The 20,932-nt window shown below is 61.7% G+C and carries 22 protein-coding genes and 1 riboswitch; of the genes, 11 read left to right on the forward strand and 11 right to left on the reverse strand.

Annotation, left to right across the window (positions count from 1 at the left end):
- Window positions 1-26 precede the first annotated feature (26 nt).
- The 6 genes from PG879_RS03620 to PG879_RS03645 all read left to right on the forward strand — a co-directional run bounded on the left by PG879_RS03620 (window position 27) and on the right by PG879_RS03645 (window position 6,726).
- The gene (locus tag PG879_RS03620) at window positions 27-950 is read left to right on the forward strand and encodes a LysR family transcriptional regulator (RefSeq protein WP_270829760.1); all 924 of its coding nucleotides are present in this window, start codon (window positions 27-29) and stop codon (window positions 948-950) included.
- 196 nt (window positions 951-1,146) lie between these two features.
- Window positions 1,147-2,292: an ABC transporter substrate-binding protein gene (locus PG879_RS03625; protein WP_039039701.1), complete on the forward strand. Its 1,146-nt coding sequence runs from the start codon at window positions 1,147-1,149 to the stop codon at window positions 2,290-2,292.
- A gap of 172 nt (window positions 2,293-2,464) precedes the next feature.
- On the forward strand, window positions 2,465-3,478 hold the full coding sequence (locus PG879_RS03630) for an ABC transporter ATP-binding protein (RefSeq protein WP_270829761.1): 1,014 nt from the start codon (window positions 2,465-2,467) through the stop codon (window positions 3,476-3,478).
- Complete coding sequence (locus tag PG879_RS03635; RefSeq protein WP_045522103.1) at window positions 3,475-4,443, forward strand: ABC transporter permease; 969 nt, start codon at window positions 3,475-3,477, stop codon at window positions 4,441-4,443. Before PG879_RS03630 ends, PG879_RS03635 begins: the two co-directional genes overlap by 4 nt.
- A 7-nt stretch (window positions 4,444-4,450) precedes the next feature.
- The gene (locus PG879_RS03640; RefSeq protein WP_103259500.1) at window positions 4,451-5,266 is read left to right on the forward strand and encodes an ABC transporter permease; all 816 of its coding nucleotides are present in this window, start codon (window positions 4,451-4,453) and stop codon (window positions 5,264-5,266) included.
- Window positions 5,267-5,295: 29 nt separating this feature from the next.
- Window positions 5,296-6,726, forward strand: a complete 1,431-nt coding sequence (locus tag PG879_RS03645) for a gamma-aminobutyraldehyde dehydrogenase (RefSeq protein WP_113069019.1) — start codon at window positions 5,296-5,298, stop codon at window positions 6,724-6,726.
- Window positions 6,727-6,852: 126 nt separating this feature from the next.
- On the opposite strand, the gene cyoE is transcribed toward PG879_RS03645, so the two are convergent.
- Genes cyoE through PG879_RS03665 form a run of 4 tightly spaced genes read right to left on the reverse strand, consistent with a single transcriptional unit; the run spans window position 6,853 to window position 9,969 of the window.
- Window positions 6,853-7,758 (reverse strand): heme o synthase, encoded by a 906-nt coding sequence (cyoE, locus tag PG879_RS03650; RefSeq protein ID WP_270829762.1) that lies wholly within the window; start codon window positions 7,756-7,758, stop codon window positions 6,853-6,855.
- Window positions 7,755-8,765, reverse strand: coding sequence for a COX15/CtaA family protein (locus tag PG879_RS03655; RefSeq protein WP_270829764.1), 1,011 nt, complete (start codon window positions 8,763-8,765; stop codon window positions 7,755-7,757). Before PG879_RS03655 ends, cyoE begins: the two co-directional genes overlap by 4 nt.
- Window positions 8,766-8,824: 59 nt before the next feature.
- Window positions 8,825-9,307, reverse strand: a complete 483-nt coding sequence (locus tag PG879_RS03660; protein ID WP_270829765.1) for a hypothetical protein — start codon at window positions 9,305-9,307, stop codon at window positions 8,825-8,827.
- Window positions 9,304-9,969 carry an SURF1 family protein gene (locus PG879_RS03665; protein WP_270829766.1) on the reverse strand — a complete coding sequence of 222 codons (666 nt, stop codon included), beginning with the start codon at window positions 9,967-9,969 and terminating at the stop codon, window positions 9,304-9,306. Before PG879_RS03665 ends, PG879_RS03660 begins: the two co-directional genes overlap by 4 nt.
- A gap of 78 nt (window positions 9,970-10,047) precedes the next feature.
- Here PG879_RS03665 and PG879_RS03670 point away from each other — a divergent pair, with 78 nt between their 5' ends.
- Window positions 10,048-10,254: a DUF2909 family protein gene (locus PG879_RS03670; RefSeq protein WP_039039709.1), complete on the forward strand. Its 207-nt coding sequence runs from the start codon at window positions 10,048-10,050 to the stop codon at window positions 10,252-10,254.
- A gap of 8 nt (window positions 10,255-10,262) precedes the next feature.
- Here the strand turns inward: PG879_RS03670 and PG879_RS03675 are convergent, their stop codons facing one another.
- The 6 genes from PG879_RS03675 to PG879_RS03700 all read right to left on the reverse strand — a co-directional run bounded on the left by PG879_RS03675 (window position 10,263) and on the right by PG879_RS03700 (window position 17,201).
- Entirely contained in the window at window positions 10,263-11,144 is an 882-nt protein-coding gene (locus PG879_RS03675; RefSeq protein ID WP_270829767.1) for a cytochrome c oxidase subunit 3, read from the reverse strand.
- A 2-nt stretch (window positions 11,145-11,146) separates the two neighbouring features.
- Window positions 11,147-11,701 carry a cytochrome c oxidase assembly protein gene (locus tag PG879_RS03680; RefSeq protein WP_045522117.1) on the reverse strand — a complete coding sequence of 185 codons (555 nt, stop codon included), beginning with the start codon at window positions 11,699-11,701 and terminating at the stop codon, window positions 11,147-11,149.
- A gap of 9 nt (window positions 11,702-11,710) precedes the next feature.
- Entirely contained in the window at window positions 11,711-13,309 is a 1,599-nt protein-coding gene (ctaD, locus tag PG879_RS03685; protein WP_270829768.1) for a cytochrome c oxidase subunit I, read from the reverse strand.
- Window positions 13,310-13,318: 9 nt separating this feature from the next.
- On the reverse strand, window positions 13,319-14,449 hold the full coding sequence (gene coxB, locus PG879_RS03690; protein ID WP_270829769.1) for a cytochrome c oxidase subunit II: 1,131 nt from the start codon (window positions 14,447-14,449) through the stop codon (window positions 13,319-13,321).
- A gap of 368 nt (window positions 14,450-14,817) precedes the next feature.
- Window positions 14,818-16,890, reverse strand: a complete 2,073-nt coding sequence (locus PG879_RS03695; protein ID WP_270829770.1) for a tRNA(Met) cytidine acetyltransferase TmcA — start codon at window positions 16,888-16,890, stop codon at window positions 14,818-14,820.
- The gene (locus PG879_RS03700) at window positions 16,887-17,201 is read right to left on the reverse strand and encodes an HlyU family transcriptional regulator (protein ID WP_048208524.1); all 315 of its coding nucleotides are present in this window, start codon (window positions 17,199-17,201) and stop codon (window positions 16,887-16,889) included. Before PG879_RS03700 ends, PG879_RS03695 begins: the two co-directional genes overlap by 4 nt.
- 138 nt (window positions 17,202-17,339) lie before the next feature.
- On the opposite strand from PG879_RS03700, the gene PG879_RS03705 reads away from it, so the two are divergent.
- From PG879_RS03705 to PG879_RS03715, 3 genes are all read left to right on the forward strand, one after another.
- Window positions 17,340-17,546 (forward strand): bacterioferritin-associated ferredoxin, encoded by a 207-nt coding sequence (locus PG879_RS03705; protein WP_039039715.1) that lies wholly within the window; start codon window positions 17,340-17,342, stop codon window positions 17,544-17,546.
- A 131-nt stretch (window positions 17,547-17,677) separates the two neighbouring features.
- Window positions 17,678-18,157, forward strand: coding sequence for a bacterioferritin (gene bfr / locus PG879_RS03710; protein ID WP_010675778.1), 480 nt, complete (start codon window positions 17,678-17,680; stop codon window positions 18,155-18,157).
- Between the two features lie 250 nt (window positions 18,158-18,407).
- On the forward strand, window positions 18,408-18,866 hold the full coding sequence (locus PG879_RS03715; protein WP_041211864.1) for a methylglyoxal synthase: 459 nt from the start codon (window positions 18,408-18,410) through the stop codon (window positions 18,864-18,866).
- A 64-nt stretch (window positions 18,867-18,930) separates the two neighbouring features.
- Here the strand turns inward: PG879_RS03715 and PG879_RS03720 are convergent, their stop codons facing one another.
- Window positions 18,931-19,518 carry a superinfection exclusion B family protein gene (locus PG879_RS03720; RefSeq protein ID WP_041213974.1) on the reverse strand — a complete coding sequence of 196 codons (588 nt, stop codon included), beginning with the start codon at window positions 19,516-19,518 and terminating at the stop codon, window positions 18,931-18,933.
- 191 nt (window positions 19,519-19,709) lie between these two features.
- A riboswitch (yybP-ykoY riboswitch) is annotated at window positions 19,710-19,817 on the forward strand.
- Window positions 19,818-19,905: 88 nt separating this feature from the next.
- On the opposite strand from PG879_RS03720, the gene PG879_RS03725 reads away from it, so the two are divergent.
- Entirely contained in the window at window positions 19,906-20,892 is a 987-nt protein-coding gene (locus tag PG879_RS03725; protein WP_270829771.1) for a sodium:calcium antiporter, read from the forward strand.
- Window positions 20,893-20,932 lie beyond the last annotated feature (40 nt).

The raw sequence follows: 20,932 nt of genomic DNA on the forward strand, positions 1-20,932 counted from the left end.
TTGATCGCACGTGGCAGGACGCCCAGATGAACTTCACCTTTCGCCAGATCCGCTATTTCGTGGCGGTGGCCGACAGCTTCTCGGTCAGCCGGGCAGCCGCCGAGCTGCACATCTCCCAGTCGGCGGTCACCAGCGCCATCCGCGAGCTGGAGACCGAGCTCGGCGCCGCCCTGTTCGAGCGCAATCCGCGCGGGGTCAGCCTCACCACTCAGGGCCACCAGTTTCTGCTGCACGCCCGTCGCATCCTAAGCGCCATGACCGAAGCCGGCCAGTCCCTCAAGGCGGTGGCCCAGCAGGATCAGGGGCGGCTTACTATAGGCGTAACCACGCTGGTGGCAGGCTACTACCTCTCGGAGGCCCTCGGCCGCTTTCGCCGCGCCTTCCCGGCGGTACAGATCGAGGTGAAGGAGGATGAGCAGCCCTATCTCGAACACCAGATCGTCAACGGCGAGGTGGATGTGGGGATCCTGATGACCAACCGCACCATCCGCCAGGAGGCGTTCGATACCGAGCTGCTGACCCGCTCGCCGCTGCGGGTCTGGCTCGCCGCCAGCCACCCCCTCTGCGCCGAGTCGACCCTCTCCCTCAAGGCGCTCGGCGAGGAGCCCATGATCTCGCTGACCGCCGACCAGCTTGACCAGATCATCGGCGGCGGCCTGCGCCGCTACGGCATCGCGCCGCGCATCGTGCTGCGGACCGCCTCGGTAGAAGCGGTGCGCAGCCTGGTGGCGAGCCAGCTCGGGCTCGCCCTGCTGCCGGACTTTGCCTACCGCCCCTGGTCGCTGGAGCAAGAGCGGGTCGAGGCCCGCGCCATCAAGGAGCCCATCCCCGCCATCGACATCGGTCTGGTGTGGCGGCGCGGCTCGCGCCTTGACTGGGCCGCACGCGAGTTCATCGACATCGCCAGAGATCAGAGCCGGCTACGGGCCCGCCAGCACCTCCCCCGCTAGGACTGAGCCTGAACAGCCGTGACTCCGGCAAAAAAATCAGATTCATCCGCACTCGATATCGATTTTACAGATACCCAAGCCGTTAAAAATTGAAATTCTCATTGCTCCCGGCTTCTCCTACGCTCATGACTGGTTAACAGGATGTTAATGCCTACTGTGGCGCCGCCACGGTTGCCAATCATGCAAGGAGAGCAAGATGAAATTGACCCCTCTGACCCTGGCCCTGATCCCGGCGCTGCTGGCAAGCCAGGTCCAGGCTGCCCCCACCACCCTCGGCAAGGGTGAAGGCCAGCTCAACATCGTGGCCTGGGCCGGCTACGTGGAGCGCGGCGAGACCGACAAGAACTACGACTGGGTGACCGGCTTCGAGAAAGAGACCGGCTGCAAGGTCAACGTCAAGACGGCCGCCACCTCGGACGAGATGGTGGCGCTGATGAACGAGGGGGGCTTCGATCTGGTGACCGCCTCCGGCGACGCCAGCCTGCGTCTGATTGCCGGTGGCAAGGTGCAGGCACTCAACCTGGCGCTCATCCCGAGCTACGGCAAGATAGACCCCCGCCTGCAGAATGCCCCCTGGCACACGGTGGACGGCAAGCACTATGGCGTGCCCTACCAGTGGGGCGGCAACATATTGATGTACAACACCAAGGTGTTCCCCAAGGCGCCCGACTCCTGGAACGTGGTGTTCGAGGAGCAGACCCTGCCGGACGGCAAGTCCAACAAGGGTCGGGTGCAGGCATTTGACGGCCCGATCCACATCGCCGATGCCGCCCTCTATCTGATGAGCCACCAGCCGGCGCTCGGCATCAAGGATCCCTACGAGCTGAACGAGGATCAGTACAAGGCCGCCCTCGACCTCCTGCGCCAGCAGCGCAAGCTGGTGGGACGCTACTGGCACGACGCCTTCGTCCAGATCGATGACTTCAAGAACGAGGGGGTGGTGGCCTCCGGCTCCTGGCCGTTCCAGGCCAATACCCTGATCGCCGACAAGCAGCCCATCGCCACTACCGTGCCCAAGGAAGGGGTCACCGGCTGGGCCGACACCAGCATGGTGCACAGCGAGGCCAAGAACCTCACCTGTGCCTACAAATGGCTGGAGCACTCCCTCAACAACAAGCTGCAGGGGGATCTCGCCTCCTGGTTCGGCTCCGTGCCGGTGGTGCCGGCCGCCTGCGAAGGCAATGCCCTGCTCGGAAAAGAGGGGTGCAAGACCAACGGCATCGACAACTTCGATCGGGTTCACTTCTGGCGTACCCCTGTCTCCCAGTGCAAGAGCCAGGGAACCTGCGTGCCCTACTACCGCTGGGTCTCGGACTATATCGCTATTCTGGGTGGCCGCTGATGCTGGTAGAACAAGGCCATATCCCAGCGGCAGGGGACCTGCGTGTCCTCTGTGCTACCGCTGGGTTTCGGACTATATCGCCATCCTGGGTGGTCGCTGAGGTGCCTCAGTAAATGCCGATATGGGGCCGGACAGGAGTCCGGCCCGCTTCCCACACAGACAAGGACGCCCCATGAATGCCGTACAATTTGACCGGGTCAGCCGCCACTATGGCGAGGTGAAGGCGGTCGACGACATCTCCTTCCAGATCCCGTCCGGAGAATTTTTCACCCTGCTGGGGCCGAGCGGTTCCGGCAAGACCACCTGCCTGCGGATGATTGCGGGCTTCGAATACCCGAGCGAGGGGGAGATCCGGCTGTTCGGCGAGCCCTGCTCCACCGTGCCCCCCTACGATCGCAACCTCAATACCGTGTTTCAGGACTACGCCCTGTTTCCCAACATGGATGTGCGCGACAACATCGGCTATGGCCTGATGCTCAAGGGCGTCGCCAAGGCGGAGCGTTACCGCAAGGTGGACGAGATGCTGGAGCTGGTGCGTCTGCCCGGCGTCGGCAACCGCAAGCCGGGCCAGCTCTCCGGCGGCCAGCGCCAACGCATCGCCATCGCCCGGGCACTGATCAACCAGCCGCGCATCCTGCTGCTGGACGAACCGCTCGGGGCGCTCGACCTCAAGCTGCGCGAGCAGATGCAGCTCGAACTGAAAGCCTTGCAGCGCCAGCTCGGCATCACCTTCATCTTCGTCACCCACGATCAGCAGGAGGCGCTCTCCATGAGCGACCGCATCTGCATCTTCAATCAGGGCAAGATCGAGCAGATCGCCGCGCCGGATACTATCTACGACGCCCCCGCCACCCCCTTCGTCGCCCGCTTCGTCGGCACCGTCAACCTGTTCGAGGGGGAGCAGGCCAGGCGTCTGTGCGGCGATGAGCGCCAGATGATGGTGCGCCCGGAGCGGATCCGGCTCGCCGAGGCCGGCACGCCCGGCTGGTCAGGGGAAGTGCGCGAGGTTGAGTACCTCGGCCCCTTCGTGCGCTACCGGGTCGATCTCGGCGAGCAGCTCGAGCTTATCGTCAACTACCCCAACGAGGGCCAGGCCCGTCTGCCCCGTGGCGCCCGGGTCAGCCTCAGCTGGCCGAAGCAGGCGATCCATCGCCTGCACACCGCCCCTCAGGGAGCTCAACCATGAGCGCCCCCCACAGTGCGAGCCTTGCCATGAGCCAACCCACTGCCCCCCTCTCCTATCGGCCGCTGCGGCGCCTCTCCACCCTGCTCTACGGGCGGCCGGGTCTGTTGCTGGCCATCCTGCTCGGGCCCCCCCTGCTCTGGCTCGGCATCATCTATGTCGGCTCCCTGCTGATGCTGCTCTCCAACGCCTTCTTCGGGCTGGACGAATTCAGCGGCCAGATCCGCCACGAACTGGGCCTACAGAACTTCGTCGCCCTGCTGCGGGCGGAGAACCTGGACGTGATCCTGCGCACCGTCGGCATGTCGCTGCTGGTAACCCTGGCCTGCGCCCTGCTCGGTTTTCCGATCGCCTACTACATGGCGCGCTACACCAGCGGCAAGACCCGGGCCCTGTTCTACGTCGGCATCATGCTGCCGCTCTGGTCCAGCTATCTGGTGCGGGTCTACGCCTGGAAGCTGATCCTGGCCAAGGAGGGGGTCATCAGCTGGCTGGCAGATACTCTGGGACTGGACTGGCTGCTGGACGCCATCCTCTCGCTGCCGGTGATCGGGGGGCCGTCGCTCTCGTTCTCGCGCATCGGCACCTTCATCGTGTTCGTCTACGTCTGGCTGCCTTTCATGATCCTGCCCATCCAGGCGGCGGTGGAGCGGATCCCGCGCTCCCTGCTGGAAGCGAGCGGCGATCTCGGCGCCACCCCGGCCCAGACCTTTCGTACCCTGATCCTGCCGCTGGCCCTGCCCGGCGTGGTGGCGGGCTCCATCTTCACCTTCTCCCTGACGCTGGGGGACTACATCATCCCCGGCATCATAGGCAACTCCACCATGTACATAGGTCAGGTGGTCTACATGCAGCAGGGCACGGCGGGCAACCTGCCCTTCGCTGCCGCCTTCTCGCTGGTGCCGATCCTCATCATCGCCATCTACCTGACCATCGCGAAACGCTTGGGGGCCTTCGATGCGCTCTAATACTTCCATGAAACGGGACCATGGCAGCCAGCCCTCCGGCCTGCTCAAGTACGCGGCCATCGGCGGCCTCCTGTTCCTGCACTTTCCGATCCTGTTCATCTTCCTCTACGCCTTCACCAGCGAGAGCAAGAGCTACCAGTTCCCGCCCCCCGGGCTCACCTTCAAGTGGTTCGAGGTGACCCTCAACCGCCCCGACGTATGGCGCGCCATCCAGCTGTCGCTGGAAGTGGCCGGGCTCGCTACCCTGGTGGCCATGGTGCTCGGCACCCTGGCGGCGGGAGCCATCGCCCGCAGCCGCTTCTTCGGCCAGGAGGTGGTGTCGCTCTTGCTGGTGCTGCCCATCGCCCTGCCCGGCATCGTCACCGGTATCGCGCTGCGCTCCGCCTACGGGGTGATGGAGATCCCCTTCAGCTTCTGGACCATCGTGATCGGTCACGCCACCTTCTGCGTGGTGGTGGTCTACAACAATGCCCTGGCGCGCTTTCGCCGCACCAACCAGAGCCTCATCGAGGCGTCCATGGATCTCGGGGCCGACGGCTTCCAGACCCTGCGCTACGTGATCCTGCCCAACCTCGCCACCGCCCTGCTGGCGGGGGGCATGCTGGCGTTCGCCCTCAGCTTTGACGAGGTGATCGTCACCACCTTCACCGCTGGCCAGCAGACCACGCTGCCGATCTGGATGTATCAGGAGCTGATCCGGCCACGGGACAGGCCGGTCACCAACGTGGTGGCGCTCATCATAGTGGCCTTCACCACCATTCCCATTCTGCTTGCCTACTACCTCACCCGCGACGGCCAGGACGTCGCCGGCAGTGGCAAATAACGACTCAACGCGTGCGCAAGGATGCAACCATGAAACTCTCTACCCAACTTTTGATCGACGGTCAGTTCGTCACCGGTGACGGCCAGGCCGAGCCCATCCTCAACCCGGCCACCGGCGAGCTGCTCGCCTCGGTGCCCGAAGCCTCGTTCGAGCAGGTGAACCGGGCGGTGAACGGCGCCCAACGCGCCTTCGCCCAGTGGAGCCGCACCACGCCAGCCCAGCGCAGTACCCTGCTGCTGCGCCTGGCCGATGCCATCGAGCGCCACGCCGAGGAGTTTGCGGCGCTCGAATCCCTCAACTGCGGCAAGCCCTATCTGGCAGTGCTCAATGACGAGCTGCCGGCGGTGGTTGACTGCTTCCGCTTCTTCGCTGGCGCCGCCCGCTGCCTGCAGGGGCCGCTGGCGGGGGAGTATATCGAGGGGCACACCAGCATGATCCGCCGCGATCCCATCGGTGTGGTGGGCAGTATCGCCCCCTGGAACTATCCGTTGATGATGGCGGCCTGGAAGATGGCCCCGGTGCTCGCCGCCGGCAATACGGTAGTGCTCAAACCCTCCGAGCAGACCCCGCTCACCGCCCTGCGCCTGGCGGAGCTCGCCAGCGAGCTCTTCCCCCGCGGCGTCATTAACATCGTCTGCGGCCGGGGCGAGAGCGTGGGGGCGCCGCTGGTGGAGCACCCGCTGGTGCGCATGGTGTCGCTCACCGGTGACATCGCCACCGGCCAGAAGATCCTGCAAAGCGCCGCCCGCACCATGAAGCGCACCCACCTGGAGCTGGGGGGCAAGGCGCCAGTCATCATCTTCGACGATGCAGACCTGGAGGCCGTAGTGGCCGGCATTCGCACCTTCGGTTTCTACAACGCCGGCCAGGATTGCACCGCCGCCTGCCGCATCTATGCCCAAGGCAAGATCTACGACAAGTTCGTCGCCGCCATGACCGAGGCGGTCGCCTCCATCAAGGTGGGCGGTCCGCGCGAGGAGGGGGTGGAGATGGGGCCGCTCATTTCGGACCGGCAGCGCAACCGGGTGGCCAGCTTCGTGGAGCGGGCCCAGAGCAGCGGCCACGTGGAGGTGACGGCGGGAGGCAAGATCCGCCCCGGCAACGGCTTCTTCTTCGAGCCGACCCTGATCGCCCATGCCCGTCAGGAGGATGAAATCGTGCGCCGGGAGGTGTTCGGCCCGGTGGTGTCGGTGACCCGCTTCGGCGACGCCGAGCAGGTGGTGCAGTGGGCCAACGACTCGGATTACGGCCTCGCCAGCTCGGTCTGGACCCGGGATCTCGGCCTTGCCAGCAAGGTGGCCAGCCACCTGCAGTACGGCTGCACCTGGATCAACACCCACTTCATGCTCACCTCCGAGATGCCCCACGGCGGCATGAAGATGTCAGGCTACGGCAAGGATCTCTCCCTCTACGCACTGGAGGACTACACGGTGCCGCGCCATATCATGGTCAAGCTCTAGGCTCCACTCCGTCCCCCTGAAAACAAGATGGCCCCTTGGGGCCATCTTGTTTTGCATCAGGTCTGTGCATCCCTGCTGTGCACCGACGCAGCGTCACCATTCACCCGACCTCGACCCGCATCAACGTCATGACAACCGCCACAGCCAGTGGTGATCCAAAATAAGCAGACCAAACAGCAGCATCAGGTGATAGATGGAGAAACGGAAGGTGCGCATCGCCTGGCCGGGGCGCTCCTCATATTTCAACAACCAGCCATGCCAGCAGAATCCAAGGTTCAGCCCCAGACTGCCGACCAGGTAGACAAGCCCCGACATACCGATCAGATAGGGCAGCAGGCAGACGAGCGTCAGGATCAGCAGATAAAGCAGGATGGCGGTCTTGGTGAAATCGGTGCCGTGGGTGACGGGCAGCATGGGAATGTCGGCACCGGCATAGTCATCGCGCCGGTGGATGGCCAAAGACCAGAAATGGGGCGGCGTCCAGGTAAAGATGATCATCACCAGCAGCCAGGGCTCGGGCGAAAGCTGCCCCGTGATACTGGTCCAGCCCAAGAGCGGTGGCATGGCTCCCGCCAATCCGCCGATAACGATATTCTGCGGCGTGGCCCGCTTCAGCAGCAGGGTATAGATGACCGCATAGCCGAACAGGCTGGCCAGAGTTAGCCAGGCAGTCAGGGGATTCACGCCCCAATGGAGCAGAACAAACCCCGACAGTGCCAGACAGATCGCAAAATTCATCGCCTGCCCCGGCGAGATCCGTCCCATGGCGACCGGGCGCCAGCGCGTTCTGCGCATCCGGGCATCGATGCCGCTATCCAGAGAATGGTTCATGGCCGCCGCCCCGGCAGCGAGCAGCCCAATCCCCGCCAGGCCCAGTATCATCTCGTCCAGAGAGGCGCGTGTCGGCTCGGCCAGCAGCATGCCCACCCAGGCGGTCAGGAGCAGCAGGGCGACCACCTTTGGTTTGGTCAACTGACAATAATCGTGCACCCGACGGAGGGCAAAGCGCTGTGCCCACCCTCTCCCATTCATGTCCGGCTCCTGACCATCCCAGGGGGTCGCAAGGGGTCGTGATGAGGCAAAGAGAGTCTCCCGCGCGCCAGCACACAACAGGCCAGCAGGTGGGCGGCCACCAGATTGTGCGCAAGGGCGTTGGCCAGCGGCAGGGCCAGATGGACGTTCGCCAATCCCAAGGCAATCTGCACGGTCAGCAGACCCAGCAACAACCAGCCAAACCCTCTCAGGGGGGTCCGCTGGCGGAGCAGCGCGAGGGCGAAAGCCCCCACCAGCAAGGCCGTGGTCAGCGCTCCCAGGCGATGGGCGATGTGAATGGTCTGGCGCGCCTCCTTGCCCAGCACGCCGAACTCATAGCTGGCGTGCCCCAGAGGGAGATGAAAGGCTTGCGCCCAATTCAGCTCTGCCTGCCAGTTGCCCTGGCACAAGGGAAACTCCACACACGCCATGGCCGCATAGTTCGCCGATGTCCAGCCCCCCAGCGCGATCTGCAGCAGCAGCACGCCACAGGCCATGCTGCCAAGCCAGGTCACACCCTGGTGTACGGGCGGGGATACAGTGAAGCCTGCCAATTCGGCCCGATAGAGCCAAAGCAAGGCCAGGATGGCGAAGCCGCCCAGCAGATGAGTGGTCACCACCAGGGGATGCAGGGCCAGGGTCACCGTCCACATACCCAGCGCCGCCTGGCCTGCAACCAGCACCAGCAAGATGAGCGAGAGGTGACGCAGTCGGCCGCCTGTACGCCAGCCCAAGCCGGACAGGAGCACAATCACGCCTCCCAGCACCCCGGCGAAGTAGCGATGCACCATCTCGCTGCGCGCCTTGTGAGGAACAAGCGGGCTGGCCGGATAGCGCTGTGCGGCCAGTTCCGCATGCTCGGCGCGGGGAATGGCAAGGGAACCATAGCAACCTGGCCAATCGGGGCAAGCCAGCCCGGCATCCGTCAACCGGGTATAAGCACCGAGCGCGATGACCAGTACTGCCAGCGCAATGGCTACGGAGGCCAGCCTCTTGTGCATCTTCATATGCCGCCTCGTTGACCGTGCAGTCACCAGAAGATGCGAGTTCCATGCCGGCGGCATCGTTACTGCACCCCACGCTGATATTTGAGCAGTTGCTGCAGATCCGACAGTACCGCCTTGCCAAGCAATGGCCAGGTCGTCGTGCTGCCGGGTACCTCGTAACGCAAGATAGCCAGCCCGCGGGCGTCCACCAGCAGTATATCCCCCTCCCTCATTTCACTGTTTGCCTCGTGAGGTGGCGTCAACTGGACCAGCTCCAGCTTGTCCAGATTACGGCCAAGTGCGGCCTGGATACGTGCCATCAGCGCGGGGACCTGCCGGCATTGCCCCTCGCAGCGAGAGGCCACCAGATAGACCAGTCGCCATTGGTGCTGATGGGCAGGAAGCGGTTGCAACAGGTAGATCTCCTGGTGCAGCCAGTGCCCCTTGCTGCGCGTGCCGGGCTCATACCAGCCCTGGTGAAGCGTCAGAGCCGCCAGCACCACAGGCAGCAGGATCACCGCAGCAAAGAGCACTGGCACCCGCCAGCGTCGCCATCCGCTCATGGGGAGCACCTCCTTGTCAGCATGACCCCCCCTGACAGAACCACCAGCGCCAAGCCGAGCCATTGCACCGCATAGGCCCGGTGTTTTTCGGGCGGCATGACATTGTGCTGGTAGTGATAGAGGAATGGGGTTCGTCTTTGATACAACACGGCGTCTGCAAGCGGGGCTCCGATTGCCTGTCGCAGGGTCTCGACCCTGATGGATTGCAGCCGGTTCGGGTAGGGGCCTGGTTCTATGTTCTGTCCCAACAGGAAGCCGCCGGGAGCCATGCGCAGAACACCTTCAAGGGTCATTGCGGCGGGAATGGCGGGATTGGGCAATTGCGACCTGTCGGATGGCGCGGGCACCCATCCCAGGTTGACCAGCAACTGTGAGGATCCCTCCTCTCTGCGTACCGGGATGAGCACGTCATAGCCAACCTCCCCGTTGACGATCTGGTTGTCCAGCAACCAGACATAAGGGCTGACCCACTCGGCTTTCCCTTGCAGAGGCTGGCCATCCAGTGACTCCGGGTGTTGCCAGTCGATCTGGGCCAATGTCCTTGGCCCGGCCTGCTGCATCTTTGCCATCTGCGCCAGCCAGGCCGTTTTTTCTATTCCGCGCTGCCACTGCCAGAACGCCAGCTTGCACAAACCGGCCGTCACCACCAGAGTGAACAACAAGACGAACCAGCGTCTGTGATGCCATGGTCGTCGCTTGTCTCGTGCAGCCGAATCGCGCATATCGAGGAGGATCCCAAGATGTTGATCAAGGTCGTGCTGGTACTCATGCTGCTGCTCATCATCGGCCAGCTGTTTCACGCCCTCTGGCTGATGCTCAGTGCAGGCAATACGCAAAAGATGTCGGTACCTCTGGGCCGGCGCGTCTTCTTCTCCCTGCTGGTGGTCATCATACTGCTGCTCTCTCTCGCGATGGGCTGGCTGGAGCCCAACCCGCGTCCCTACTGAGCTCGGCATCAAAGCAGGTAGACAAAGATGAACAGACAGAGCCAGACCACATCGACGAAGTGCCAGTACCAGGCCGCAGCCTGGAAAGCGAAATGACGCTGTGGGGTGAAATGATCCCTCAACATGATTCGCAGCCAGATGATGGTCAGGAAAAGGGTGCCCAGCAGCACGTGCAGTCCATGGAACCCGGTCAGAATGAAGAAGGTATTGCCATAGATGCCGGAATCCAGCCGCAGCCCGAGATCCCGATAGGCATGCAGATACTCATAGCCTTGAAACCACAGGAATATCAGCCCGAGCACCACGGTGGCCAGCAACATCCCCTTGAGCCGCATGCGTCTGCCGTTTTCCAGACTCATGTGTGCAAACAGCAGGGTCACGGAGGAGCCGAGCAGGATCAGGGTATTGATGAGGGGGATCCCCTGCCAGGGCATGGCCTGGGTCGTGGTCCCGCCGGGTGTCTTGAGCAGAGGCCAGTGAGCGGTGAAATCCGGCCACAGCAGCTGGCCCGTCATCACCCTGTGGCCCGCACCATCCAGCCAGGGCACCGCAAGCTGGCGTGCATAGAACAGCACTCCGAAAAAAGCCAGAAAGAACATCACTTCAGAAAAGATGAACCAGACCATGCCCTGCCTGAAGGATCTGTCCATCTGGGCGCTGTAGAGCCCGGTCATGGACTCCCGGATGATGTGACGGAACCAGCCAAACAACATGAATGCCAGCAGGGCGACACCGGCCATCATCAGATACCGGCCGAAACCGGTCTGCCCACTCGCCACTTCATTGACCAGATGTCCCGCCCCCAACGCCAGGAAAAACAGTGCAATGGCACCAATGATGGGCCAGCGACTCTGGTCCGGGACATAATAGGTCTGGTTCACCTTGGCCATGGTCATTTCCTCTGTGCGAGTGCCGGTGCAGGTACGGACTCCGTGATGTCATAGAGCGAGTAGGAAAGCGTGATGGTATTGATGCTGTCCGGTAGTGCCGGATCGATATAGAACTTGAGCGGCATCAGCTTGCTCTGCCCTGCCCTCAGCTCCTGGCGATTGAAGCAGAAACACTCCACTTTCTTCAGATAGGCTGCGGCGGGACCGGGAGAGACCGACGGGACCGCCTGACCCACCATGGCCCGCTCCGTGGGATTGAACACCCGAAAGTTGACCATTTTCACCTCCCCCGGCCGCACCGACAGCCGAGCCGTTTCACCACTGAACTCCCACGGCATCCGGGTATCCGCATGAGCAAGAAACTCGATCTGGATGCTCCGCTTGCTGTCGATCACCGCCCGCTCCGTACTGGCCGCTTGATCAGACGTCTTGCCATTGAGGCCGGTGATCCGGCAGAAGACGTCATAAAGCGGCACCAGCGCAAAGGCAAAACCAAACATGACGAGCACGACCAGAGCCAGTTTTCTGAGCAAGGGGGCATGACTGACCTGGGTCATATGACCTCCCTAACGCTCTTCCGACCGGACATCCGGCGGAGTCTGGAAACTGTGATAAGGAGGGGGAGAAGAGAGCGTCCATTCCAGCCCCTCGGCCCCCTCCCATACCCGATCGCTCGCCTTGGCTCCGCCTCTGATGCATTTGACCACGCCCCAGACAAACAGCAGTTGGGACAGGCCGAAGGCAACCCCCCCCAAGCTGATCAGCATGTTGAAGTCGGCAAATTGCAGGGCGTAATCGGGAATGCGGCGAGGCATGCCCGCCAGCCCGACAAAATGCATGGGGAAAAACAGCACATTGACCGAGACGAGCGAACACCAGAAATGCCATTGGCCGAGCCGCTCGTCATACATGTGTCCCGTCCATTTCGGCAACCAGTAGTAGGCCGCAGCCAGGATCGAGAAGACGGCACCGGTCACCAGCACATAGTGGAAATGGGCCACTACGAAATAGGTGTCGTGATACTGAAAATCAGCCGGCGTCATGGCCAGCATCAGCCCGGAGAAACCGCCAATGGTGAACAGGGTGATGAAGGCGATGGCAAACAGCATGGGGGTCTCGAATGTCAGAGAACCACGCCACATGGTGGCAAGCCAGTTGAATACCTTTACCCCTGTCGGCACCGCGATCAGCATGGTGGTGTACATGAAGAACAGCTCCGCCACCACGGGCAATCCGGTGGTGAACATGTGGTGAGCCCAGACCATGAAGGAGAGCAAGGCGATGCTGCTGGTGGCATAGACCATGGAGCGATAACCGAACAGCTTCTTGCGGGAGAAGGTCGGAATGATGCTGGAGACGATGCCGAAAGCCGGCAATATCATGATGTAGACTTCCGGGTGCCCGAAGAACCAGAAAATGTGCTGAAACAGGACAGGATCCCCCCCACCGGCCGCATCGAAGAAACTGGTCCCGAAATACTTGTCCGTCAGCACCATGGTCACCGCAGCCGCCAGCACCGGCATGACAGCGATGAGCAGAAACGCCGTGATGAGCCAGGTCCAGACAAACAGCGGCATCTCCATCCAGCCCATGCCCGGCGCCCGCAGGTTGAAGATGGTCACGATGACGTTGATGGCCCCCATGATGGAGGAGATCCCCATGATGTGAATGGCAAAGACAAACAGGGCCGTGCTGTTGCCGCTGTACTGGGTAGACAGGGGGGCATAGAAGGTCCAGCCAGAACTGGGGCCGCCTCCCTCCATAAACAGGCTCGACAGGAGGATGAGGAAAGCAAACGGCAGGATCCAGAAGCTCCAGTTGTTCATGCGGGGCAGTGCCATGTCAGGGGCCCCAATCATGATGGGGATCAGCCAGTTGGCGAGGCCGGTGAAGGCGGGCATGACGGCACCAAAGACCATGATGAGGCCGTGTACTGTGGTCATCTGGTTGAAAAACAGGGGTTCCACCAGTTGCAGTCCGGGCTGGAACAGTTCTGCCCGGATCACCATGGCCATGGCGCCACCAGTAAAGAACATGGTGAGGGCAAAGCACAGATAGAGGGTACCGATGTCCTTGTGATTGGTGGTGTAGAGCCAGCGCCTCAGACCGGCCGCTGGCTGGTGGACATGTTCGCTGTGCGGGGTATCCGTGATTCCATCACTCATGCCGACGCCTCACTTGTCCTTGTCCGGATTGGCCGGGTTGAGAAGGGACTGCACCTCGGCTGGCTGCACAAGGTCACCGGTCTTGTTATCCCAGGCATTGCGTTCATAGGTGATGACGGCGGCCAGTTCCTGCGCCGTCAACTGTTTGCCAAAAGGTTGCATCGCCGTACCACTCCGGCCGTGCAACACCGTATCCAGATGCTGGGCACGATGCTCAGCCTGTGTGGTCACCTTGCTGCCATTGAGCGCCGGGAAGATGCCGGGCAATCCGGTACCCGCGGGCTGATGACAGGCCGCACAGTGGCCCAGATAGACTTTCTCCCCCAGCGCCATGGCTTGTGGCAACGTCATGGTCTCCGCTGCCTGCGCCTGTTGCTGTGACTTGGCGGTTGCCTGCTCGTCTCCCTTCCTGGCAATCCACGCCTCGAACTCCTCTGCGGATTTGGCCACCACAACCACGGGCATGAAACCGTGATCCTTTCCGCACAGCTCGGCGCACTGCCCACGATAGGTGCCCGGCTTGTCGATCCGCGTCCAGGATTCGTTGATGTAGCCAGGATTGGCATCTTTTTTCACGGCGAAGGCGGGAACCCACCAGGAGTGGATGACATCGTCCGAGGTCATCAGGAAACGGATCTTCTTGCCGACCGGCAACACCAGAGGGTTATCCACCTCCAGCAGATAATTGCCGCCCTTGGGGGCATCGCCCGAGATCTGCTGTTTGCTGGTCGCCAGCAGGGAATAAAACGCCACCGGATACTCGAGGTATTTGTAATGCCATTTCCATTGCGAGCCCGTGACGAGGACGGTGAGATCGGCCTTGGAGGTATCTTCCATCTTCAACAGGGTCGAGGTTGCCGGTGCCGCCATCGCGATCAGTATCAACACGGGGATGGCCGTCCACAGCAACTCGATGCGAGTGCTTTCGTGAAACTGGGCGGCTTTGGCACCGCGCGATTTTCGATGGTGCACGATGGACCAGAACATGATGCCGAAGACGAGCAGACCGATGACGCAACAGATATAGAAAATCGTCATGTGCAGGTCATAGACCTGCTGGCTGATGGCGGTCGCCCCGCGCGTCATGTTGAACCGGATCTCATTGGCAAAGGCGCTGCTGCTGATGAACCACATCATCATTCCGGCACCTGCCTGAGCTGCATCGTTTCTCACATTGCACTCCCTGTGCACGTTGGAGAAGATGGCCTGCATTCCATACACCAAAAGCTAACCATCTGAAAATAATGCATTTATTAAAATTCATTTCACATTCAAGTATTAGTCCATATTCAGAAAAAACCAAAATGCAGACAGCCCTGACCAGGCTCATCAGAGCAGTGGCAATAGGCAAAACGCGAGCAGGGAAGAGGGAGAAACGGGTCCCGGGGTGGCCACGTCTTGAACGGGGAGAGCTTCAGCCATGGTGAGTCGAATCGATGTGCAGAACCCGGGAGGGGCCATGGGTTCCTCCCGGGCTCCGCGGTTTTCTGCCGTGCCAGAGGCGGGTGTCAGCCCGCTGGTGCTTGCTGAGCCAGCAGTCTGGCCAGCAGGGAGCGCAATGCTTTTATCAGGGCGGGTTTGCCCGCGACACCCTGTCGGGCAGCCAGCTCTGACCAGGGCGCATATTGCCAGATGGTGGCGATCAGCAACCGTCGTTCGTCCTGACTCAACGCATCCAGCATCATCACTTGCCGGAGCAGCCAGCGTTGCAGTGTCGCCTGGCACAATTCGAATGGCTTGTGATGGTGGGCAAAGCAATCGAGTTCCCGATGCTCGAATTCATCCAGATCCGGCACATGAGTGACAGGTCCGCCCCTGAGGGATAGCCAGACCAGTTCGGTATCCAGCCTCTTGAGCTCACCCGCCAGCAGGGCCGGCAACTGGCTCATGAAACGCTGTCGCCATTGCGCCAGCTCGGCGTGATATTCCGATTGCAACGGCATCAGCAGCAAAGCTGCATGACTGCCGCTGGCCGCATCGCGCTGCAGACCAAGACGCAGCACCTTCAATCCCGCCTTGAGCCAGAATGGCAGCAGATCTGGACTGGCGGAGAAGGCAGATCCCAGATAATCGACCCCTAATGCCCGATAATGTGAAACCAGCTTGTCCAGCAACCAGGACCCCAGCCCGAGACGATGAAGGGCAGGATGGATGGCGATGCGCATCACCCTGGCATAAGAGCGCTCTCCCGCCGTCACGAAACCGGCGTGGGCCAGCAGCGACTGGGGCAACAGATGTCCACGAGGGCGCCTTCGTCCGGCCCAGATCGCGTGCGCCAGATCAGGAGGTATCTTGCCCTCCCGCGCGACCAGCGCCACCCCGAGCAACTCCTGTCCCTGCTCCATCAGATGAATGTCGAGATCCGGCCCCTCCAGCAAATACCGCAGATCACTGGGGCTGGTCTGGTAGTGAGCCAGAACGAGCAGGCCGAACACCCGATTGAGCAGCGCGTCATCACGGGCCAGGTCATCTTGTCCGACCAGGCGCCAGCTCGGTGATGTCGGGGGATGAGGTGCCGATATGTCGGCATTCAGACCAAGGAGCCGGAAGATCAGAGGCTCCAGCGGATCGCTCAGGCTCCAGCGAATGGGCTCCACCAGGCGCAGCTCCTGCCAATCCGGGGTTTGCTCATCGAGTATCCGCTTGAAGCGCAGATGAAAGCCGCGCCCCGTCCCCTCATAGCCGTGCTCCGTTGTAGCGAAGACAATGCGACTGTGGCGGGCCAGCATGACCTCCAGCAGTGGGGTCGGGATGGCGGCGGCCTCATCTACCAGCAGCAGATCCGCCAGCACGTCTCCTTGAGCCACCCGATCAGGGGACACATAGCTCAGACCGGCCAGCCGCTCAGGCATCTCTGCCAGCGCGCGCTCTGCATGGGCAAAAAGTGTCGCCACTGTGGCGTGGGAAGGGGCCGTCACCGCTATCCTCAAGGCCGGATCCCGACTCAGCAAGTCGGCGCTCGCCAGCCCCAGCACGGCGCTCTTGCCACGACCGCGATCGGCGCTCAGCACCAGGGGGCGACGGCGATGGCCGTGCAACACGTTGTGGATGGCGGGCAGCGCACGGGCCTGATCCGCGCTCAGCGGCCGGTCTCCGTCGAGAGGCTGCCAGGTCATATCACAAGAGGCAGGCGTCAGATCTCGCGCTGGATCTTCTTCCAGCAACCGTACCAGACGGGAGATGAACCCCTGCCCGGCACGATCGGCCTCCTCTGGCTGGGCGACCAGCCTCTGACGATCAGGGTCTGGGTAGGTCGGCCATGCCTCACGCGGCGGGGTCAGCAGAAGCAAGAGCCCCCCAGCCCTCAATGTCCCCGCCAAGGCACCGAATGCATCGGGGTGAAAACCGCTGAAGGCATTGAATACCAGGGTGTCACACTCCTGACCGAGCCGTTGAAGCGCCTTGGCGGCAGGCTGCGGAGCATGACGCTCAGGACCCTGCCCCAGCCAGAACACGGCCCCCCACAGCAAGGATTCGGCACGAACGATGCAGTCATCCTCCTCCCCTTCCAGCCAGATCAGACGCCGCTCGCCGGCATGAGCGATAGCGTGGCGCAAGGCGAGCAGCTCAGCTGACATCATGGAGCTGGGCTGGCGTCTGGCTTCACGCGGGGTTCAAACATGCGCTCCCCCATCTGGTCGATGAAGGTATGGGCCTTTTGCACCATGAAGCGCTCGGCATCCGCCGGATTGGCAAAGAGATCGGAGCGGATGAAGCGATGGGTCTGTAATTGCCCGTCGATCTCCCTGGTGATGCGACCTGCCAACCTGTATTGCCCCCCTTCCGCCATGGGCTCGGGATAGATGAGATAGCCCATGTATTCGATGGGCTCAACCTCGGGGCTCTGGGCGATCTCTCCCTTGAACAGGGCATTGAATAGTCTTTTGAACATGTTCGCATCCTCTCTGATGAAGGCATTCTCCCCAAGGGTGGAATCACTGGCAAGCTCGGGATCTTATTACCATTCGTTCTTTGCACTACGAACCATTCTCATTTAGATTTCATCTCATTCCAGCATGAGGTCCAGATTATGTACGTGTGTTTGTGCCGCGGCATCACAGATAACCAGATCCGCAAGGCGGTACAGGCAGGCAAGACTGAATTCCGACAGTTGAAACAGTCGCTGGAAGTCGGTACTCAATGTGGTAAATGTGTGCGCATGGCGATGGAGATCATCGCTACCGAAATCGACAAGATGGAGTCAGAGCAGGCACCGCTCTATTACGAAGTGGCGTAAAACCGCCGACTTCTCGTCTTCATCTCTCCTTCTGCCCTCCAGGGGACGACTTTCCCCATCACGTTATGGTCATGTTTCTGGACTAAGCTCTAGTGATCGTTGCCTAGGCTCGAACACGAGGAGTAATGTCGATGAAAGGAGATCCCAAAATCATTGCCCACCTCAACAAGGTGCTGGCCAATGAGCTGGTTGCCATCAACCAATACTTCCTGCATGCCCGCATCTATGATGACTGGGGCCTCAAGGGGCTGGGGCACAAGGAGTATCACGAATCCATCGATGAGATGAAACATGCCGACGAGCTGGTCAAGCGGGTGCTGTTTCTGGAAGGGCTGCCCAACTTGCAGGATCTGGGCAAGCTGCGCATCGGTGAGACGGTGGAAGAGATGCTGCGCTGTGACTTGTCTCTGGAGATGGACGCCATCCCCGACCTGAAAGTCGCCATCACCTATGCCGAGTCCGTGCAGGACTACGTCAGCCGCGACCTGTTCCAGGAGATCCTGGAAGATGAAGAGGAGCATGTGGACTGGCTGGAAACCCAGCTCGATCTCATCGCCCGTATCGGTCTGGAAAACTACCAGCAATCCCAGCTCCACGCCGAGTCATCCTGAATCGCGATGACATCAAGAGACAATCCCAACCCGCCCAGGCGGGTTTTTTCATGGCGACAGCGGCAGAGATCTTGCCCAACGATACGGTAGCCGACTAGGTTGCTGACAAGGCAGGCCAAAGGCTGTCAGGATGGCAGGCGCCGGATTGAACCACCTCAGGGATCACAGTTACGATGCATGGGGCAGCGGCAGGCGCCGCTTTCGATTAGGATACGACCCCATTCCCATCATTTTGCTACGGATGACCTCCATGGAACTGATTGCACGCGAGATGGCGCCCCACAAACGGGTTGCCCTGGTGGCTCACGACAACATGAAAGCCCCTCTGCTGAACTGGGTGCTGCGCCGCAAGGAGGAGCTCAAGCTCCACCATCTCTATGCGACCGGCACCACGGGCACCCTGCTCGGCAAGAAGGCACAGCTGCCCATTACCTGCCTCTTCTCCGGCCCCATGGGAGGGGATCAGCAACTCGGCGCCCTCATCGCCGAAGGGAAGATAGACGTGATGATCTTCTTCTGGGATCCCCTCAATCCCGCCGCCCACGATCCTGACGTCAAGGCCTTGCTGCGCCTCGCGGCCGTCTGGAACATCCCGGTCGCTACCAACGAGGCGACGGCGGACTTCATCATGGACAGCCCGCACATGCAGCAGGCATTCAGCGTCCAGGTGCCCGACTACGCCGGCTACCTCAAGGCCAGAACCGAATAAGCAACGCCAGACAGCAAAGAGCCGGAACAGATGTCCGGCTCTTTTCTTTCATGGGTGGAGAAGGTCAGCGCTGGAGGCTTTTCTGCGCGAATTTGGGCCTGGCATTCATGATCTGCTCCACCTGCTCGTCGCTCATCTTGCCCCGCGACAGCCCCAGAACCTTGTAGGTCAGCAGAGGGCGAGCCGGCAGGGCGATCATCAGGGCGCGGATCTGGTTCTCGTCCTCCTTCTCTCGCGCCGGCTTGCCGTAGGCGTAGGTGAGCACGCCGGCATCCATCAGGTTTTTGACGGCGGGTTCGGTGATCGGCAGGTTTATGACGCTTTTCCGTTGCAGTACGAACTCCCGCAGCACCGCCTTCTCGTTGAAGTCGAGGAAGCCAATCATCTGGGCCAGTTGATCCTGCTGGCGGCGGGACTGCCACTCGTCACAGGCCCACTCCCAGGCGATCAGGAAGCCCTGACTGCAGAAATAGGAGATGGCGATCAACATGCCGACCCCAAGCCAGGCCGCATGAGCCGTGGCCCACTGGCTCACGGCACCTTTCATCAATCCGGCCGGAAACAGCAGGATGATGCTGCAGCAGAGCAGCAGCCAGACCATCAGCCAGTTGAGGCGATTAAGCTGGTAAAAATGTTGGATCCACCGTTTCATCGTTCACCCTTCCCAAGTCAATGTGGACAGTAGCCAACTCGTAGCAATCGCTGTGCCAGCACAAGGATCCCCGTAAAAAGATCAGGATCCCGGACGGGAGAGTCGAGGGGGTTGTCACATCCTTTTACAACTTGTCGCGCGGATCATCTCCTGTTGGCCTTGCGCCTCACCGAGCCACTTGGTAAAAAGCCCGCACTGTCACTGGGGAGTAGCAACCCGCCCGAAATCCGGGCAGGGCCCATGTCAACACTCTTGGATCCGCAGATCCATGGCATGGGCGGCGATAGCACCTGTCGTCCTGCAAGACCTTTGGCCTCGATATGCACGCCAGCCGGGCGAGCCGTATCGGGTCCATCGGTTGTTCTGCTCGCCTGGCGGTTACTCATCATGCTGATCACCCTGCTGTTATTTCTGATCTCTGCCGTCACCATCTATCTGGCCTGCGGATACTTCGTCAACGGCATCGAATGGACCGGCCATCATTTCAAACTGTCCCAAAGCGCCACCGGTTCTCTGCTGGCCGCCCTCGGCACGGCCCTGCCCGAATGCATCGTCACCCTGACCGCCCTGCTGATGGGGGATGCCCCCGCCCAGCAGCAGATAGGCATAGGTGCGGCCCTCGGCGGCCCGCTGGTGCTGGCTACCATAGGCTATGCTGCCGTCGGCGTGACCCTGCTGCTGTGCATGAGCCGGGAGCACAGAGCCATCAGTGGCGAGGTGCAGCGGGAGATAGGCCGCGATCAGGCCTGGTTTGCCGGCATCTTCCTGTTGGCCGTGCAGCTTGGCATGGTGGCCTTCACCGGTAAAACCTGGCTGGCCCCCCTGTTCGTGCTGATGTACCTCCTCTATGTGCGACGTGAGCTGAAACAGACCGACAGCCACGATGCCGAATTGCCCTCCCCCCTCAAGCTGGATCCGCACGCCAGGATCCCGGCGCTCGGCAAGGTGCTGGCGCAGACCCTGGGAGCCCTGGTGGTAGTGGCGCTCGCGGCCCAGCTGTTCGTTCACCAGCTGGAGAACATGGGCGAGCTGTTCGGCCTCTCGCCGGTAGTGGCCGCCCTGCTGCTGAGCCCGGTGGCCACCGAAATGCCCGAGCTGATGAACGTGCTCATCTGGGTGCGGCAGGGCAAGCACCGGCTGGCACTGGCGAATATCTCCGGCGCCATGATGATCCAGGGCACCATTCCCAAGGCGTTCTGCCTGCTGTTCACCCCCTGGCTGCTGGACAGCACCATGATGGCCTCCTCCCTGGTGACGCTGCTGGCGGTCGCGCTGCTGTGGAGGGGGTTCAGTCGGGAGCGGATGACGGCGGGCAGGCTCGCCCTGGTGGGACTGGTTTACCTGGGTTTCTGCGGCTGGCTGATGATGAGCTGAGGGCCGGCCTCTGCCTCTGGCGCAACAAGAAAGGGCAGGA

Source organism: Aeromonas sp. QDB63, from assembly GCF_027707425.1.
Classification (GTDB): Bacteria; Pseudomonadota; Gammaproteobacteria; order Enterobacterales; family Aeromonadaceae; genus Aeromonas; species Aeromonas caviae.